Consider the following 16,897-nt stretch of genomic DNA (forward strand, 5'->3'; position numbering starts at 1 on the left):
CCATAGTGCACTTAACTTGCGCTTCACGCTAGATGAGTATTTGAATTCCTCTTCAATTTGACGAGTTCCCCCGGAGTTCACGATGTCCCTCACCATCCTGTTCATGCCAGAGAGCGCGTACGGCCCCACGAACAACAGCATCGGCATCGGCGACATTCTCCGTCGTCGCGGGCACCGCGTCGTCTTCGCCGCCGAATCCTCCTGGAAGGGCAAGCTCGAAGCGCTCGGCTTCGAGGAGGACCTCGTCGACCTCGCCCCGCCGGCCGAGAACGCCGAGGAGCAGGACGCCGGTCAGTTCTGGAAGGACTTCATCCGCGAGACCGCGCCGGAGTACCGCAAGAGCACGCTGGAGCAGCTCGACACCGTCACCAAGCCGATCTGGGACTCCCTCATCGACGGCGCCAAGTACTGCGAGCCGCAGCTCAAGGCCATCATCGAGCGCGTGAACCCGGACGTGATCGTCGAGGACAACGTGATCACGTTCCCGGCGCTGCTCACGGCCGGCAAGAAGTTCGTCCGCATCGTCTCCTGCAACCCGCTGGAGGTGCGCGGCGAGAACGTCGCGCCGGTCTTCTCCGGCCTGCCCGCCGACGACCGCTCCGAGTGGGACGCCTTCCGCGCCGAGTACGACCGCACCCACCGCGAGATCTGGACGGCCTTCAACGCGTGGTGCGTCGAGCAGGGCACGGCCCCGCTGCCCGACCTGGACTTCATCCACGAGGGCGACCTGAACCTCTACGTCTTCCCCGAGATCCTCGACTACACCGACGCCCGCCCGCTCGGCCCGAGCTGGCAGCGGCTCGACTCCTCGGTGCGCGAGACCGACGAGGACTTCACGCTGCCCTTCGAGCGCAGGAGCTCGCGACGAGAGAGCGACGGAGGAGCCAACGAGGAGCGAAGCGGGCGCGACGATGAGCACGAGCGTAACGACGGCTCGCTGATCTACTTCTCGCTCGGCTCGCTCGGCTCCTCCGACGTGGAGCTGATGCAGCGCGTGATCGACATCCTGGCCGGCACGCGCCACCAGTACATCGTCTCCAAGGGCCCGCTGCACGAGGAGATCAGGCTCGCCGACAACATGTACGGCGCCGAGTTCCTGCCGCAGACGAAGATCATCCCGCTGTGCGACCTGGTCATCACGCACGGCGGCAACAACACCACCACCGAGGCGGTGCACTTCGGCAAGCCGATGATCGTGCTCCCGCTGTTCTGGGACCAGTACGACAACGCCCAGCGCGTGGACGAACTGGGCTACGGTGTCAGGCTCTCCACCTACACCTTCACCGACGAGGAGCTGACAGGCGCCGTGGAGCGCCTGCTCGGCGACACCGAGATGCGCGCGAGGCTCGCCGCCGCGGGCGAGGAGATCCGCGGCCGTGACGGCCTGCGCAAGGCCGCCGACCTGATCGAACAGCTCGGCCAGTAGGGATTTCGAGGACATTCCATGCGTGAACTGATCAACCCCGCCACCGGCCTCCCGTGCGCCGAGATCCCGGACACGCCGGTGGCGGACGTGGCGGCGGCCGTCCGGACCGCCAGGGGCGCGTACGAGGAGTGGGCGCAGACCACTCCCGCCGAGCGCCAGCGGCTGCTGCTGCGCCTGGCCGACCTGGTGGAGGCCGACGCCGAGGAGCTGACCAGGCTGGAGGTGGAGGAGACCGGCAAGCCGGCGGCCGTGTTCAGGGACGGCGAGCTGCCCTTCGCCGTCGACAACCTGCGCTTCTTCGCCGGCGCCGCCCGCTCTCTCGAAGGGTCGGGCGCCGGGGTGTTCAGCGCCGGTTACACCTCGGTGCTGCTGCGCCGGCCCGTCGGGGTGGTGGGGTCGATCGCGCCATGGAACTTCCCGTTCGTCATGGCGGTGTGGAAGGTCGGCCCGGCCGTGGCCGCCGGCAACGCCGTGGTCATCAAGCCGGCGCCGCAGACGCCGCGCACGACGCTGCGCCTGGCCGAGCTGTTCGCCAAGGCGGGCGCGCCCGAGGGGCTCGTCCAGGCGGTCACCGGCGACGCCGAGGTCGGCCAGGCGCTGGTGACCGACCCGGGCGTGGACATGGTGAGCGTCACCGGCTCGACCGGCACTGGCCGGGCGGTCATGACCGGCGCGGCGGCCACGCTCAAGCGGGTGCACCTCGAACTCGGCGGCAAGGCGCCCGCCCTGGTCTTCCAGGACGCCGACCTGGCCGAGATGGCCCGCGGCGTGGCCATGGGCGCCACGTACAACACCGGCCAGGACTGCACCGCGGCCACCCGCGTGTACGTGGCCCGCGAGATCTACGACGACGCCGTCGAGGCCATCCGGGCGACGCTCGTCGAGATCACCGTGGGCGACCCCTGGGACCCGGCGACGGACATCGGCCCGCTGATCTCGGCCGCCCACCGCGAGCGCGTGCACGGCTTCGTCTCACGCTCGGGCGGGCGGATCGTGCATGGCGGCGCGCCCGTCGAGGGGCCCGGGTTCTTCTACCCGCCCACGCTTGTGACCGATGTCGCACAGGAGAGCGAGATCGTCCAGGGAGAACTTTTCGGACCGGTCCTTGTGGCGCTGCCGTTCGACGGCGAGGACGAGGCCGTCCGGCTGGCCAACGACACCCCGTACGGGCTCGCCTCGTCGGTGTGGTCGCGCGACGTCGCGCGGGCGATGCGCGTGTCCCACCGGCTGGACGTGGGCGTGACCTGGGTGAACGATCATCTCCCGATCGCCAGCGAGGCGCCGCACGGCGGCGTGAAAGGCAGCGGGTTCGGTAAGGACATGAGCCAGGAGGCGGTGCAGGAGTATTCGGTGACGCGTCACCTGATGGTCAAGCACGCGGCACCCGTGGAGCGGGATTCGTTCCGGCCCGCCTGAAAACGTGTACGGCGATATGTCGCCCAAAGTGTCGCTTTGGGTGCATTTAGTGGGAAATGTGCGGTTGGCCGTCTGGTACGGACTGTGTTCCAATTACCCAGCCGGACAGAATCCCATGCGCCACACGCGTGTCTGATTTTCTTTCGAGCACGTACCGGCGAGAGGTAGCGAGAGTCAGTGAGGACGGAAAACCCCAGGCACACGAGGTCAGGGGAGTACACAGGCGGAAGGTTCCGGCTGGGGAACTGGCGTGTGCGCTCAAGGTTGATCGCGCTGATCCTCATCCCCACCATCGTGGGCGTGCTCCTCGCGGGTGTGCAGCTCGCCAACGCGATCGGGACGAGCTCCGAGTACCGCCGGCTGACCCAGGTCGCCGAGCTGGTGCAGCGCATCGGCGGACTCAACCACGAGCTGGCCAAGGAACGCACGCTCACCGCGTGGTACGTCACCGACCAGTCGAAGTCCGGACGGTTCGTTCAGCTCAAGACCCAGCGCGCGGCCGTCGACGCGGCCAAGAAGCGGGTGCTGGCCTCGGCGAACGCCATCGACGCCGCGCACTCGGCCCGTATCCGCGAGGGCGTGGAGAACATGCGCCGGTGGCTGGCCGGCCTCGACAGCCTCCGGGCGTCGATGGTGGCCGACGGCGCGCCCTCGCGAGCCGCGATCACCACGTACACGACGATGATCGGCGTCTTCTCCGGCATCCTGGGCGACCTGGGCGACGGCGTGAACGACGACGACCTCCAGGGTGACGTGGCCGCCCTCGGCTCGCTGGAGCGGGTCAAGGAAGAAGTCTCCAGGCAGCAGACCATTCTCATGATCGCGCTCCTTGAGCGTAAGCTCGACTACGACGATCCGTCGGAGTTGCTCGGCTCGTGGAGCCGCCAGCAGGCCGAGCTCGCCGCCTTCGAGCGGGAGGCCGACCCGGCCGACCTGAAGGCGTACCAGAAGGGCATGCGCGGCTCGGACATCGACCGCGCCGACGCGATGCGGCAGCGCGCCCTGGCCCAGATCCGTGAGTACAACCAGATCAAGGACCTCGACGTCACCTCCGCCCGCGACCTGAGCCGCTGGTACGACAGCACCACGCTGGCCGGCAACGCCATGCGCAAGGTCGAGGACTCCCTGGCCACCAAGATCGTGACCAGGGCCCGTGAGCTGAGCGACACCGAGCAGCGCAACGCCATCATCAGCGGCGCGACCATCCTCGTCCTGCTGCTGCTCGTCCTGATCATCACCACCCGGGTGGCCGGTTCGCTGGTCCGCCCGCTGCGCCGGCTGCGCGCCGAGGCGCTCCAGGTGGCCACCACCCGGCTGCCCGAGACCGTCCGCATCCTGCGCGAGTCCGGTGAGGGCGCGCAGGTGCCCGAGGTGCCCTCGGTCGGCGTCAACACCCGTGACGAGATCGGTGAAGTGGCCCGGGCCTTCGACGAGGTCCACCGCGAGGCGCTCCGGCTGGCCGGTGACGAGGCCAAGCTGCGCGCCAACGTCAACGCCATGTTCGTCAACCTCTCCCGCCGCAGCCAGACGCTGGTCGAACGGCAGCTCCAGCTCATCGAGGGCCTGGAGCAGGGCGAGGAGGACGAGCAGCGGCTCGCGAACCTGTTCCGCCTCGACCACCTGGCCACCCGCATGCGCCGCAACAGCGAGAACCTCCTGGTCCTCGCCGGCCAGGAGGCCGCGCGCAAGTGGAGCGAGCCGGTGCCGCTGGTCGACATCGCCCGCGCCTCGCTGTCGGAGGTCGAGAACTACGAGCGGGTCCAGATCAAGATCCCGTCCGGCACGCTGATCGTCGGCCCGGCCGTCACCGACGCCGTCCACCTGCTCGCCGAGCTGATCGAGAACGCGATCTCCTTCTCGCCCCGCGAGAGCAAGGTCGAGGTCAGCAGCGTGGCCGCCGACGGCGGCGTCATGATCTCCATCAACGACCTGGGCATCGGCATGAGCCCCGAAGAGCTCGCCGAGGCCAACTGGCGCCTGGCCAACCCGCCCGTCGTGGACGTCGGCGTCTCCCGCCGCATGGGCCTGTTCGTGGTCGGCCGCCTGGCGCTGCGCCACGGCATCCGCGTCCAGCTCAGCATGCGGGAGACCGGCGGCCTGAGCGCGCTGGTGATGATGCCCGACATGCTCATCAGCGGGGGCGCGGGCATGCCGCAGCAGGCCGGCAGCCAGTACGAGGCGTTCACCACGTTCGACCCGAGCCAGTTCGGCGTGCCCGCCCAGCCCGACGAGGCGAGCCAGAACGGCGGCCACGCCTCCGCGCCGGCCTCGGCCGACCGGGTGCTGGACACGCAGTGGCCGGGCTCGCTGCCCGCGCCGGGCACCGGCAACTGGCCGTCCTTCGCCGACGAGTCCGCGCAGGAGGAGACCCGCTGGGGATCCTTCGGCGAGGAGCCCGGCCGGGACGAGCCGCGCTGGCCCTCGTTCGCCGAGGACCCCAAGCCGTCCTTCGGCGACGAGCCCAAGCCCTTCTTCGCCGACGAGCCCAAGCCGTTCTACTCCGACGAGCCCAAGCCGTTCTTCGCGGAGGAGCCGCCGGCGGCCCAGCCCGAGCCGCAGCCGCAGGCCCAGTCCCCGTGGGGCGAGCAGCGCTGGCCCTCCTTCGCCGAGCAGCCGCCGCCGATGCAGGACGACGAGCCCCGCTGGCCGTCCTTCGCCACCGAGCCGCCGCAGGCCGGGAAGGAGGAGCCCCGCTGGTCCTCCTTCGGCTCGCCGTCCTTCGGGGACACCTCGCTCGGCCAGTCGGCCTTCGGCGAGGAGCCGCGGCGGTCCCTGTTCGAGTCGGTCGACCGGCCGAGCCCCCCGCCGTACGGCGAGGAGCCCTACCGCTCGGCGTTCGGCGACCTCCAGGGGTTCGGCGCGGAGGAGCCCAAGCCCGCCGACCAGTACGAGCAGAGCAGTCCGGGCGCTTTCGGCCCGTTCGGCCAGGGCGACTACTCCTCGCAGGACATGACCGGCCCGCTCCCCGTGGTGCGCACCTCGCCCCTGGAGGAGCAGGGCGAGGAGTTCCTGCCGATCTTCTCGTCCGTCGGCTCGGACTGGTTCCGCAGGCCCGACCCCGAGCAGCTGCGCCAGGACCAGGAGTCCGAGCACGAGATCACCGCCGTGCACCCGGCTGTGCCCGCCGAGCCCCCGGCGTCCGCGCCGCCCGCGGCGCCGCCCGCCGCCCCGGCGACCGGCCGGTCCGGGCTGCCGCAGCGCAAGCCCGGCCAGTCCGGCGCCGGCGCGTCGTGGTCCTCGCCCGCCGACTCGGGTTTCCAGGCGGCCCAGGCCGCGGCGCAGCCCGCCCAGTCCGGCATCACGGCCTCGGGCCTGCCGCGCCGCGTGCCCAAGGCCAACCTCGTGCCCGGTACGGCCAGTCTCGCCGAGCCGCAGCCCACGTCACCGCCGCCGCAGATCTCGCCCGAGCGGTTGCGCAGCAGGCTCTCCAGCTTCCAGCAGGGAGTGCGGCAAGGCCGCGCGTTCACCCGCGGAGAAGAGAATGAGGAGGACAAATGAGAGAGATGAGCCAGGGAGCGCGTGGCATCAGCTGGCTGATCACCGACTTCGTGAACAACGTGCCAGGCGTCGCGCACACCGTCGTGGTGTCGTCCGACGGCCTGCCGCTGGCCTTCTCGGAGGGTTTCCCCAAGGACCGGGCCGACCAGCTCGCCGCGGTCGCCTCGGGTGTGATCAGTTTGACGCAGGGCGCCGCGCGGGTCTTCGAGGGCGGCATGGTGACCCAGACCGTCATCGAGATGCAGCGCGGGCTCTTGATGATCATGTCCATCAGCGACGGGTCCTGTCTGGCCGTCCTCGCGGCTCCCGACTGTGACATGGGCCTCGTGGCGTACCAGATGACGCTGCTGGTCGAGCGGGCAGGTCAGGTGCTCACCCCGGCCGTACGCGCTGAGCTGCAAGCGGCCCGCCCCCGCTAGCGGGCGGTGACAGGAGATCATGGTGTCAGGTCAGGGTTGGGCTGGTGATAGCACTCCGCCGCATCCGGCGGCCCCTCGTCCGCAGAAGCCGAGCTCCCTGGTACGGCCCTATGCCGTGACCGGGGGGCGCACCGCGCCGCGGATGAAGTTCGCCATGGAGGCTTTGGTGTCCTCCGTGACGTCGGAATACCAAGACATTTCCCTACTGAGTCCGGAGTATCAGGCGATCATTCAGCTGACCCGGAACGTCCGGTCGGTTGCCGAGATCTCCGCCCTTTTACGCCAGCCCCTTGGTGTGGTCCGGGTGCTGATCGCCGACATGGCGTCGGAGGGCCTGATCCGCGTGCACCAGCCTGCGCTGGACGCGGGAAAGCCGGACCTCAACTTGCTCGAAAGGGTGCTCAGTGGACTTCGCAGGCTCTAGCCCCGGTCTGACCTCGACGAAGATCGTCGTGGCCGGGGGCTTCGGCGTGGGGAAGACGACGTTCGTGGGAGCGGTCTCGGAGATCCTGCCGCTCACCACGGAAGCGGTCATGACGGACGCATCGGCACACGTCGACGACGTCTCGCTCACGCCGAACAAGACGACCACCACCGTGGCGATGGACTTCGGACGTGTGTCGCTGGATCGCGATCTGATCCTTTATCTGTTCGGCACCCCCGGACAGCACCGCTTCTGGTTCATGTGGGACGACCTCGTGCGCGGTGCGATCGGCGCCGTCGTCCTGGTGGACACGCGCCGTCTCGCGGACAGTTTCCCCGCGATCGACTACTTCGAAGAGGCCAAGCTGCCCTTCGTGATCGGCATCAACGGCTGGGACGGTCAGTTCGCCCACGCGGAGGACGAGATCCGGGAGGCCCTGTCCGTCGGCGGGCACATCCCGATCATCCGCCTCGACGCCCGTCAGCGCGACACGGTGAAATCCACCCTGATCACGCTGGTGGAGCACGCGCTCACCCGCCACTCGCACACGCCGGTATAGACGTGAGCCCCGGGCGCGCGCCCATCGATCCGCGCGCGCCCCGGACGGCCGGGCGGCGGGCTCAGGCGACGGAGTCGGAAGTGGACTCGGCGGCGGGCTCGGAAGTGGGCTCGGCGTCCGGGTCGGAAGTGGACTCGGCGGCGGGCTCGGCGACAGGGTCGGCGGCGGTGGCGTGGCCGCGCACCAGGCGGCCGACCTCGGCGCGCAGGTGGACGAAGTCAGGGTGCTCGCGGGTGGTGATCTGGTCGCGCGGGCCGGGCAGGTCGACCTTGAGGTCGCCGACCACGCGAGCGGGCGCCTTCGACAACACCACGACGCGGTCGCCGACGTAGACGCTCTCGTCGATGTCGTGCGTGATGAGCACGATCGTCATCTGGTGGTGGCCGCGCACCTTCAGCACCAGGTCTTCGAGGTCTTCGCGGGTCTGGGCGTCGACCGAGCCGAACGGCTCGTCCATGAGCATGAGCGAGGGCCGGTAGGCCAGCGCCCGCGCGATCGCCACCCGCTGCTGCATGCCGCCCGAGAGCTGGAACGGGTACTTCTTCTCGGCGCCCTGGAGCCCGACCGACTCCAGCGCCTCCTGGGCGGCCTCGCGGCGCTGCCGCTTGTCCATGCCCCGGCGGCGCAGCGGCAGGGCCACGTTGTCGGCCACCGACATCCACGGGAACAGCGAGCGGCTGTAGTCCTGGAAGACCACCGCCAGGTTGTCCGGCGTCTGCCGCACGAGCTCGCCCTCGACCCTGACCTCCCCGCCCGTCGGCCTGATCAGCCCGGCGATGGAGCGCAGCAGGGTGGACTTCCCGGCGCCCGACGGCCCGACGATGCACAGCAGCTCGCCCGCGGCGACGCTCAGGTTCAGCCCTTCGATGGCGTGGTGAGCGTTGGGGCCACCGCCGCCGTAGACGTGGGAGAGGTTCTCTATCTCGAGCATGGATGTCCTAGGGGGCGAGGCCCCGAGCGGAGGACCGACTCGGGAAGCCGGAAATGTCGGTATGGCTCTTCGGTGTCGGATCTTACCCTTGAGTCTTCACGGCTGTCATGGGATGCCCACGCTCCACGACCCCCGCTCGTTCAGCGCCCGGACGTCGGCGTCGGAGATGCGCCGCTGCGCCCCGGCCATGGCGGCCAGCTCGGCCTCCGTCAGCACGTCGGCGATGTCGGCGAACCCGTCGGGCGCGCGTTCGGTCACCAGCGCGATCGTATCCTCGATCGGCAGCGCCCGATGGGCCAGCACCAGCGCCGACGTGGGCGGACGCCGTTCCTCCTCGTACGCCTTGAGCGCCGTGGCCGGGTCGCCGGACGTCGCCAGGCACCGGGCCAGCACCCGCGCGTCGAGCACGGCCTGCGAGCCGCCGTTCGAGCCGATCGGGTACATGGGGTGGGCGGCGTCGCCCAGCAGCGTCACCCGGCCCTCGCCCCAGACGGGCAGCGGATCCCGGTCCACCATCGGGTACTCCAGGATGCGGGCCGAGCCCGACAACAACCCCTGGACGTCCACCGGACGGTACCGCCAGTCCGCGAAGTGGGCGGACACCTCCTCCAGCCGGCCCTCGCGCGACCAGTCGGCCTCCGCGACGACGCCTGGCTCGGCCACCTTGACCTCGGCCACCCAGTTGACCAGCCGGGGATTTCCGGCCGAGATGTGATACGTCACGAGCTTTCCGGCCCGGTTGGAGCCGCCCACGAGCACCGTGGCGCCGTCCAGGACGGGATCGGTCTCGGCCACCCCGCGCCACATCCGGATGCCCGCCCACAGCAGGGGATCGCCCGACGGGTGCAGCAGCGCCCGTACCGTGGACTGCACGCCGTCCGCGCCGACGAGCACGTCCACCCGTTCCTCCAGGAGCTCGCCGCCCTGCCGGAGCCGGACGAGGACCTCCTTGCCGTCCTGTTCGAAGCCCTCCAGGCGGACGCCCGTCCGCACCGGGCCGACCCGTTCCTCGACCGCGGCCAGCAGCGCCATCTGCAACTCGCCCCGGTGGATGCTGTACTGCGGCCAGCGGTAGCCGGCCGACCGGCCGCGCGGCAGCGCCAGGATCACGTTGCCGTGCCGGTCGGCGAAGGTCATGAAGCTCGTCTCCACGCCCAGCGTGGCCAGCTCGCCGGCCAGCCCGAGCTCGGTCAGCTCCCGTACGGCGTGCGGTTGCAGGTTGATCCCGACGCCGAGCGGCCTCAGCGCGGCGGCCGCTTCCACGACCACGCACTCCAGCCCGGCCGCCGCCAGGCTGAGCGCCGTGGTGAGCCCGCCGATGCCGCCGCCCACGACCATCGTCCGCACGTCGCCCCCAGTGGTCTCGATCCGATCACCCGTGTCCCCTGACGGGGAACATGACGCTAAGTTTCTCTCTCTTTGCAGGCTGAAGAACAGGTTTGTCCCACTAATCTCGTTCCTATCTGGTGTGAGGTGTGTGATGCGCGGATTCAGTGACGGGGAGTTCGCCTACCTGCTCGCGCACGACCTGGCGCGGCTGGCCACGGCGGGGGCCGGGGGAACGCCGCACGTCGTGCCCGTGCGGATCCATCTCCAGCCGGACCGTGGCATGATCGCGGTCGGCTCCCGCATGCTGCCCGAGGGCGTGCGTCCCCGGCGGTACCGCGCCGACGTCAGGAGCAACCCCGAGGTGTCGCTCGTCGTGGACGACTTCACCGAGGAGGGGCCGCGCGGAGTCCTGGTCCAGGGGGTCGGGCGGGTGCACTCCACAGGCGGCGAACGGCTGAAGCCCGGGTACGAGCCCGTATGGGTGGAGATCATGCCGCTCTCCGTCGCGTCGTGGGGCATCGACTCGGGCGCCTACGAACCGCCGCGCAGCCGCCCGGTCGACGCCGGCACGTTCACTGCCCCATGAGCCGCTGCGCGCCGAGGTGCCAGGCCAGCACCCGCCGCTCGGCCACCAGGAACAGCTCGTTGAGCAGGTAACCCAGCACGCCGAGCAGCACGATCCCGGCCCACATCGCGGGCAGGTCGAACGTCGAGTACGCGGTGGTGAGCTGGAACCCGATGCCGTTGGACGCTCCCGGCAGCAGCTCGGCGAAGACCATCACGATCAGCGACAGGGACAGCGCCAGCCGCAGCCCGGCGAACATCTTCGGCAGCGCCGACGGCAGCACGACCCGCAGCAGGCGCTCCGTCCGCGACAGCCGGAACACCCGCCCGGTGTCCAGGTGCAGCGGATCGACCGCCCGCGCGCCGTCGGCCGTGTTGAGCAGCACCGGCCACACGACGCTGAACACGATGAACGCGAGCTGCATGCGCAGCCCGAACCCGAACACCACCAGGAACACGGTGACCAGCGCGGGCGGCGGGATCGCGCGCAGGAACTGCAGCACGCCGTCGAGGTAGTCGTAGACCCGCGCCGACAACCCGAACGCCAGCCCGAGCAGCACCCCGGCCACGCCCCCGCCCGCGAACCCGGCGGCCATCCTGCCCAGGCTCGGCAGGACGTTGTCCACGGCCTCGCCGGTCAGGAACAGGCTGCCGGGCGGCCCGGAGAACCACATCTGGTGCATCCGGCCCACGATCGTCGTCGGCGGCGGGAAGAACGCGCTGCCCGCCAGCCGCGTGCCCGCCTCCCAGCCCAGGACGAGCACGACCAGCACGACCACCCGGAACACCGTGCCGCGCGTGCCGTTGCGCGCCCCCGGCCCGCGTGTACCATTGCGCGCCCCCGGCCCGCGGCGGGCCCTGGTCACGCGCCCTCCGTCAGCCGCGCGTGGTGCCAGCGGAAGGCGCGCCGCTCGGCGGCCACCAGCAGGGCGTTGACCAGCACGCCGAACAGCCCCACCCAGAAGACCCCGGCCAGGATGTCGGTCATCCTGGCCGGCACCGCGATCCCGGCGAAGAAGATGAACACGCCGATGCCCTCCCCGCGCCCGGCCACGATCTCGGTGCTGACGGTCAGGATGAGCGCCACCGACGCCGCCAGCCGCACGCCCGTCGTGATGAACGGCGCCGCCGACGGCAGGCTGACCCGCAGCAGCACCGACAGCGGGCCGAAGCCATAGGAGCGCATGGTCTCCTTGGCGACGGGGTCGACGCCGCGCAGGCCGTACATGGTGTTGTAGAGGATGGGCCACATGGCGGCGTAGAGCACGAGTGTGACGCGGAGCTGCAGGCCGGTGCCGATGACGAGCGCGACCAGCGGGATCAGCGCCACCGACGGGATCGGCCGCAGGAACTCCACCACCGAGCGCGTGGCGGCGTCGATCATCGGCACGCTGCCGAGCAGCAGGCCGAGCGGCACCGCGACCAGCACCGCGAGGCCCAGCCCGATGGCCCAGGCGAGCAGGCTGGTCAGGGCGTGGTCGCGGAAGGCGGGATCGGCGAGCAGCGCGGCGCCGCGCCCGACGATCCGCGTGGCCGGCGGCAGCACCTCGGCGTCCACCAGCCCCGACCGGCTCAGCAGCTCGACGAGGACGGCGAAGCCCGCCGCCCCCGCCGCCCGGCGCGACCACCGCGTGGCGGCGCCGGCCGGACGGCGGATGACGACGCCCGTCGTGGTGGTGCTCACCCCGACGTCGTCGGCGACATCAACGCCTTGACGTCGATCTCCTTGCCCAGCCACTTGGCCTCCCACATCCAGTCGGCCACGCGTTGCAGCCGTACCGGGTTGTCGGAGCTGGAGAAGTAGGGGAAGGTGACCGTCGCCGCCGTGGGCGCGTCGATCTGCGTGAAGTTCGGTAGCACCTTGGCCACCACCTCACGGTTGTTCTCCATCAGCTTGGCCGCGTTGTGGATGGCCCGCTGGAAGGCCGCCGCCGTCTTCGGGTTCTTGTCGTACCAGTCCTGGGTGCTGATGTATCCCGAGATCGGGAACTCCGCCGCCGGCCCGGAGGCGGGGTCGAGGATCTTGCGGGCGCCCATCTGCGACGTCGCCGCGGTGACCAGCGGCTCGCCCAGGTAGGCGGCGTCGATCTGGCCGTTCTTCCACGAGGCCATGATGTTCTGGAAGGTCACGGGGACGTACTTGATCGTGGCCGGGTCGATGTTGTTGGCCTTGAGCACCTGGGTGAGCGCGAGCTCCTGGAAGTTGTGCAGGACGTTGACGTTGATCGTCTTGCCCGCGAGGTCCTTCGGCGTCTTGATGGGGGAGTTGGGCAGCGCCATGATGCTGAGCGAGTCGGGGGCGGCCCGCGAGCCCTCGGCGAGCACATGGATCTTGATCGCCCCCTTGTCGTGCGCTTGGAACATCGACACGTAGTTGCCGAACATGGCGTCGATCTCGCCGTTGACCAGCATGGGGATCGCCTCAGGGGCGGCCTGGACGACCTGCGGGGTGACGTCGAGCCCCTCTTGCTCGAAGAGCTTCTGGTCGATGGCGACATAGATGGCGGCACTGTCGATGGCGGGCAGAGTGGCGATCTTGAGCTTCGTCTTCTCCAAGGCGCCGCCGCCGCCGTTCGCGGAGGCGGAGGGCGGGGCGCTGGCGGTGGTTGAGCCGCCGGTGCTGCACGCTACGGCGCCTAAAGTCACGGCGAACCCGATGATGGCGGCCTTGGCGGAGCGGCCAAGCCTCATGTCAGGGACTCCCTTCAAGACATCGAGCCGGGGGGACCGGGTGGCTGAACTGCCCCCGGGGCTGAGTGCCTGACGAACAAGCAGGAATCGACCGTAGCACCACATTGGCAGTCATTATCAAGAAAATGACTCCTGTGGTTGCAATGTCCGTTTGCCGCTCTATCGTTAAAAGAGGCGTGAGATGACTTTGTCCGTTTTGTGAAAGAGGGTGGCGCCCGGGGCGTCTGTTACTACTGAGACTGACTGATATGGATCGTTCCGCGGGCGGAAGGGGGCTTGCGGAACACGTTTCGGCTGCCCGTTTTTGCAGGTAAACGGCGGTCTACCAATTTTGTCACAATATTTGGACAATCCGGGATATAAGCCTCAGATGGGCACTATAGGTGGTTGGTCCTGACCGGTACCTGTGCTCAAATGGCCCTCATCTCGATTGTACATATTGCCCCACGTGCATTTACCTGCATGGTCTTCGAGAATTCCCCTCCGGGGCGAGAGGTTGCGAGGCAAGTGAGAACGCAGAGCGCTGAAGCTTCCGCTGACCGCGAGCCGCACGGGCGCCAGAAGCGACGGCTGCCCAAACCAGCTTCTAACAGGTTCGGATTGGGTAATTGGCACGTCAGATCGCGTCTTGTGGCGTTGATCGTCGTGCCCACGGCCGTCGCGGTGGGCCTGGGCGGGCTGAACGTGATCACCTCCCTCAGGGACGCCGACACGTACCAGACACTCAGAGAGGTCGCCGAGCTCAGCGAGCAGCTCGGCGCCGTCACGCACGAACTGGCCTTCGAGCGGGACGAGACCGCCCTCTACATCGCGCAAGGCCGTCCGGAGAGTCGCGCGGCCCAGCTCCGCACCACCTACAGCGGGGTCGACAACCTCATCGACGAGGCCAAGGTGCGGGCCGGCGCCCTCACCGACACCCACGCCGATTCCGTACGCCCGGTGCTGCGCCGCCTGGAGGAGATCCAGACCCTGCGCGACACCGCCGTCAAGGGCAAGATCCAGCCCTTGCCGATGATCCAGAAGTACTCCCAGATCATCTCCACCCTCCTGCAGTTCCACGACCAGGTGGGCCAGGTCGCCGTGGACGACGACATCTCCCACAGCGCCAGCTCCATGGCCGCCATCGCGCGCGCGAAGGAACAGGCGTCCAAACAGCGGGGCATCCTGGCCAGCGCCCTGGACAAGAAGAGCTTCGACAGCGGCGAGCTCGACGCCCTCTCCGACGCCAAGGCGCGCGAGGAGAGCGAGGAGACCCTGTTCGCCACCCTCGCCAGCCTCGACCAGCTTGAGCTCTACCGCGACACCGTCGTGGGCAGGGACGTCGACCAGACCGACCTGTTCCGGCTGCGGGCCATGGCCCAGTCCGTCGAGGCCAAGCCCCTGAGCATCGGCGTACGTCCGGACAAGGACGTCGGCACCTGGTTCGACGTCAGCACGGGCAAGATCGACGCCCTGCGCAGCGTGGAGAAGTCGCTGGCCTCCTCGGTCATCCTGCGGGCCCGCGCCCTGGAGGAGGGGGCCAACCGCTCCGCGCTGATCTCCGGCGTGCTCATCATGATCCTGCTGATCGTGGTGCTGATCATCATCACCTTCATCGCCCGCTCGCTCATCAGGCCGCTGCGCAGGCTGCGCGGCGAGGCCCTGGACATCGCCGGGAAACGCCTGCCGGAGACCGTGCGGCAGCTGCGCGAGGCGGGTGACGGCAAGGTCGGGCCCGTCCCGCCGATCGGGGTGGACACCCATGACGAGATCGGCGAGGTGGCGCGCGCCTTCGACGAGGTCCACCGCGAGGCGGTGCGGCTGGCCGGCGAGGAGGCGCGACTGCGCTCGAACGTCAACGCGATGTTCGTGAACCTGTCGCGCCGCAGCCAGACGCTGGTGGAGCGGCAGATCACCCTCATCGACGGCCTGGAGCAGGGCGAGCAGGACGAGCAGCGGCTCGGCAACCTGTTCAAGCTGGACCACCTGGCCACCCGTATGCGGCGCAACAGCGAGAACCTGCTGGTCCTGGCCGGTCAGGACCCGCCGCGTCGCTGGAGCCAGCCGGTCAAGATGGTCGACGTGGCCCGCGCCTCCCTGTCGGAGGTCGAGAGCTACGAACGCGTCGTGCTCCAGGTGCCCGATGGCGTGTCGGTGGCCGGACAGGCCGTCAACGACGTCATCCACCTGCTGGCCGAGCTGGTGGAGAACGCGCTGTCGTTCTCGCCGCGCGAGACGCGGGTGGCGGTGTCGGGCAGCAGGATCGACGGCGGCGGCGTGATGTTGTCGATCACCGACTCCGGCATCGGCATGACCCCCGAGGAACTGGCCCAGGCCAACGACCGGCTCACCGACTCGCCCAGCGTCGACGTGTCGGTCTCGCGGCGGATGGGCCTGTTCGTGGTCGCCAGGCTGGCCCACCGGCACGGCATCAGGGTGCAGCTCCGCCCGCACAACTCCGGCGGGCTGACAGCCATGGTGCTCGTCCCGGAGAACATGCTGGGTACGCAGGCGCCGGGCTTCGCCGGCATGCAGCCCCCGGCGCTCGCCGAGAGCACGTCCGGGAGCGAGCCGTACGTGGGGCCGCACGCAGCGCCGCCGGCCACCGACTGGCCGCCGGTCTCGGCCCCGCCCGAGCCCGACTGGCCCGCGATCGCCTCCTCCGCCGGGGCCGACTGGCCGCCCGCGCCGCCCGCGCCGGGGGCCGACTGGCCGCAGACGCCGCTCACGCCGGTGTCCGACTGGCCGCAGGCGCCGCCGCCCGCCGGACAGGACTGGCCGCGGCCCACCTATCAGATGGGGCCGGCACACCCGTCGTACCCGTCGAACCCGGAGGCGGGGGGCAACTGGCCGCAGTGGCCGTCCGACGGCTGGCCCTCCGACGCGCACGGCGGCGGTTTCGACAGCCACGACATCTGGTCGCCGCCGCGCCACAACGGCGACCGCGGGTTGTCCAAACGTCCCGCGGCCGAGCCGCCGCCACCCTGGAAGCCGGATGGCCTCCAGCGGCCCCGGCCCGACTTCCCCGAGACCGAGTCGGCGGCCACCGGCCCGATCCCGCCCGTGCCGCCCGCCTCCGCGGGGGACGACTACCTGCCGATCTTCGCCGCCGTCGAGTCGGCCTGGTTCGGGCGCGACGAGGGCGGCTGGGGCTCGACGAAGGCCGACGCCGGCTGGACCGCGGCCGAGGCCGTGGCCGAACCGGCCCGCGACGGCACGACCGCGGCGGGCCTGCCCAAACGGGTGCCCAAGGCCAACCTCGTGCCGGGCTCGGCCGACACCTCCGCCTCGCCCAAGGGCGTGCTGCCGATGCCCTCGGTCTCGCCGGACCGGGTGCGGAACAGGTTGTCCAGCTTCCAGCAGGGCTTCCGGGCGGCCCGCGACGACATCACCGGGGGCAAGGCGTTCCAGCCCGGCCCCCGCGGCTCCTACAACGGTGAACCCCACAACGGTGAAAGAGAGGAGGGCGCATGAACGACCTGAGCCACGCGGCGCGCGGAGTCGACTGGTTGATCACCGACTTCGTCAGCACGGTCCCCGGTGTGGCACATGCGGTGGTCGTCTCGTCCGACGGGTTGCCGCTTGCGGCCTCGTCGGGTTTTCCGGCTGACCGGGCGGATCAGCTGGCTGCGATCGCGTCGGGGCTGGTGAGCTTGACGCA

Annotated in this window: 14 protein-coding genes; 9 read left to right on the forward strand and 5 right to left on the reverse strand. The window is 70.1% G+C overall.

Annotated features, from left to right (window positions below):
- Positions 1-82: 82 nt before the first annotated feature.
- The 6 genes from AB0J97_RS45740 (at position 83) to AB0J97_RS45765 (ending at position 7,742) form a co-directional block, all read left to right on the forward strand.
- Complete coding sequence (locus tag AB0J97_RS45740) at positions 83-1,426, forward strand: glycosyltransferase (RefSeq protein WP_364101961.1); 1,344 nt, start codon at positions 83-85, stop codon at positions 1,424-1,426.
- Between the two features lie 18 nt (positions 1,427-1,444).
- Positions 1,445-2,842 carry an aminobutyraldehyde dehydrogenase gene (locus AB0J97_RS45745; protein ID WP_364101964.1) on the forward strand — a complete coding sequence of 466 codons (1,398 nt, stop codon included), beginning with the start codon at positions 1,445-1,447 and terminating at the stop codon, positions 2,840-2,842.
- A gap of 252 nt (positions 2,843-3,094) precedes the next feature.
- Positions 3,095-6,340: a nitrate- and nitrite sensing domain-containing protein gene (locus tag AB0J97_RS45750; protein WP_357695372.1), complete on the forward strand. Its 3,246-nt coding sequence runs from the start codon at positions 3,095-3,097 to the stop codon at positions 6,338-6,340.
- Between the two features lie 5 nt (positions 6,341-6,345).
- Entirely contained in the window at positions 6,346-6,759 is a 414-nt protein-coding gene (locus tag AB0J97_RS45755; RefSeq protein WP_201760494.1) for a roadblock/LC7 domain-containing protein, read from the forward strand.
- 19 nt (positions 6,760-6,778) lie between these two features.
- A complete protein-coding gene (locus AB0J97_RS45760; protein WP_055507219.1) occupies positions 6,779-7,183 on the forward strand; it encodes a DUF742 domain-containing protein in 405 nt (134 codons plus the stop codon).
- 28 nt (positions 7,184-7,211) lie between these two features.
- On the forward strand, positions 7,212-7,742 hold the full coding sequence (locus AB0J97_RS45765; RefSeq protein ID WP_364101967.1) for an ATP/GTP-binding protein: 531 nt from the start codon (positions 7,212-7,214) through the stop codon (positions 7,740-7,742).
- Between the two features lie 61 nt (positions 7,743-7,803).
- Here the strand turns inward: AB0J97_RS45765 and AB0J97_RS45770 are convergent, their stop codons facing one another.
- Both AB0J97_RS45770 and AB0J97_RS45775 read right to left on the reverse strand, forming a co-directional pair.
- Positions 7,804-8,673, reverse strand: coding sequence for an ABC transporter ATP-binding protein (locus AB0J97_RS45770; RefSeq protein WP_364101970.1), 870 nt, complete (start codon positions 8,671-8,673; stop codon positions 7,804-7,806).
- A gap of 105 nt (positions 8,674-8,778) precedes the next feature.
- A complete protein-coding gene (locus AB0J97_RS45775; RefSeq protein ID WP_364101991.1) occupies positions 8,779-10,011 on the reverse strand; it encodes a flavin-dependent oxidoreductase in 1,233 nt (410 codons plus the stop codon).
- 142 nt (positions 10,012-10,153) lie between these two features.
- Between AB0J97_RS45775 and AB0J97_RS45780 the strand changes: the two genes are divergently transcribed.
- Positions 10,154-10,588 carry a pyridoxamine 5'-phosphate oxidase family protein gene (locus AB0J97_RS45780; RefSeq protein ID WP_364101973.1) on the forward strand — a complete coding sequence of 145 codons (435 nt, stop codon included), beginning with the start codon at positions 10,154-10,156 and terminating at the stop codon, positions 10,586-10,588.
- Here AB0J97_RS45780 and AB0J97_RS45785 read toward each other — a convergent pair.
- The 3 genes from AB0J97_RS45785 to AB0J97_RS45795 are packed head-to-tail and all read right to left on the reverse strand — an operon-like array spanning position 10,575 to position 13,257.
- Positions 10,575-11,432, reverse strand: a complete 858-nt coding sequence (locus AB0J97_RS45785) for an ABC transporter permease (protein ID WP_364101976.1) — start codon at positions 11,430-11,432, stop codon at positions 10,575-10,577. The genes AB0J97_RS45780 and AB0J97_RS45785 overlap by 14 nt on opposite strands.
- Complete coding sequence (locus AB0J97_RS45790) at positions 11,429-12,250, reverse strand: ABC transporter permease (protein WP_364101979.1); 822 nt, start codon at positions 12,248-12,250, stop codon at positions 11,429-11,431. The genes AB0J97_RS45785 and AB0J97_RS45790 overlap by 4 nt, the downstream gene beginning before the upstream one ends.
- Positions 12,247-13,257: an ABC transporter substrate-binding protein gene (locus AB0J97_RS45795; RefSeq protein WP_364101982.1), complete on the reverse strand. Its 1,011-nt coding sequence runs from the start codon at positions 13,255-13,257 to the stop codon at positions 12,247-12,249. Before AB0J97_RS45795 ends, AB0J97_RS45790 begins: the two co-directional genes overlap by 4 nt.
- 630 nt (positions 13,258-13,887) lie before the next feature.
- Here AB0J97_RS45795 and AB0J97_RS45800 point away from each other — a divergent pair.
- Positions 13,888-16,710 carry a nitrate- and nitrite sensing domain-containing protein gene (locus tag AB0J97_RS45800; RefSeq protein WP_364101985.1) on the forward strand — a complete coding sequence of 941 codons (2,823 nt, stop codon included), beginning with the start codon at positions 13,888-13,890 and terminating at the stop codon, positions 16,708-16,710.
- The coding region (locus tag AB0J97_RS45805; protein ID WP_364101988.1) for a roadblock/LC7 domain-containing protein at positions 16,707-16,897 on the forward strand (191 nt) is incomplete at its 3' end. The genes AB0J97_RS45800 and AB0J97_RS45805, both read left to right, overlap by 4 nt.

This window comes from Nonomuraea sp. NPDC049607 (assembly GCF_040675375.1).
In the GTDB taxonomy this organism is placed as follows: domain Bacteria; phylum Actinomycetota; class Actinomycetes; order Streptosporangiales; family Streptosporangiaceae; genus Nonomuraea.

Bases quoted from the DNA above. Each gene is read 5' to 3' on its own strand.
- AB0J97_RS45760 (WP_055507219.1), top strand. From the start codon at position 6,779: ATGGTGTCAGGTCAGGGTTGGGCTGGTGATAGCACTCCGCCGCATCCG.
- AB0J97_RS45745 (WP_364101964.1), top strand. From the start codon at position 1,445: ATGCGTGAACTGATCAACCCCGCCACCGGCCTCCCGTGCGCCGAGATC.
- AB0J97_RS45740 (WP_364101961.1), top strand. From the start codon at position 83: ATGTCCCTCACCATCCTGTTCATGCCAGAGAGCGCGTACGGCCCCACG.
- AB0J97_RS45775 (WP_364101991.1), bottom strand. From the start codon at position 10,011: ATGGTCGTGGGCGGCGGCATCGGCGGGCTCACCACGGCGCTCAGCCTG.
- AB0J97_RS45780 (WP_364101973.1), top strand. From the start codon at position 10,154: ATGCGCGGATTCAGTGACGGGGAGTTCGCCTACCTGCTCGCGCACGAC.
- AB0J97_RS45755 (WP_201760494.1), top strand. From the start codon at position 6,346: ATGAGCCAGGGAGCGCGTGGCATCAGCTGGCTGATCACCGACTTCGTG.
- AB0J97_RS45795 (WP_364101982.1), bottom strand. From the start codon at position 13,257: ATGAGGCTTGGCCGCTCCGCCAAGGCCGCCATCATCGGGTTCGCCGTG.
- AB0J97_RS45770 (WP_364101970.1), bottom strand. From the start codon at position 8,673: ATGCTCGAGATAGAGAACCTCTCCCACGTCTACGGCGGCGGTGGCCCC.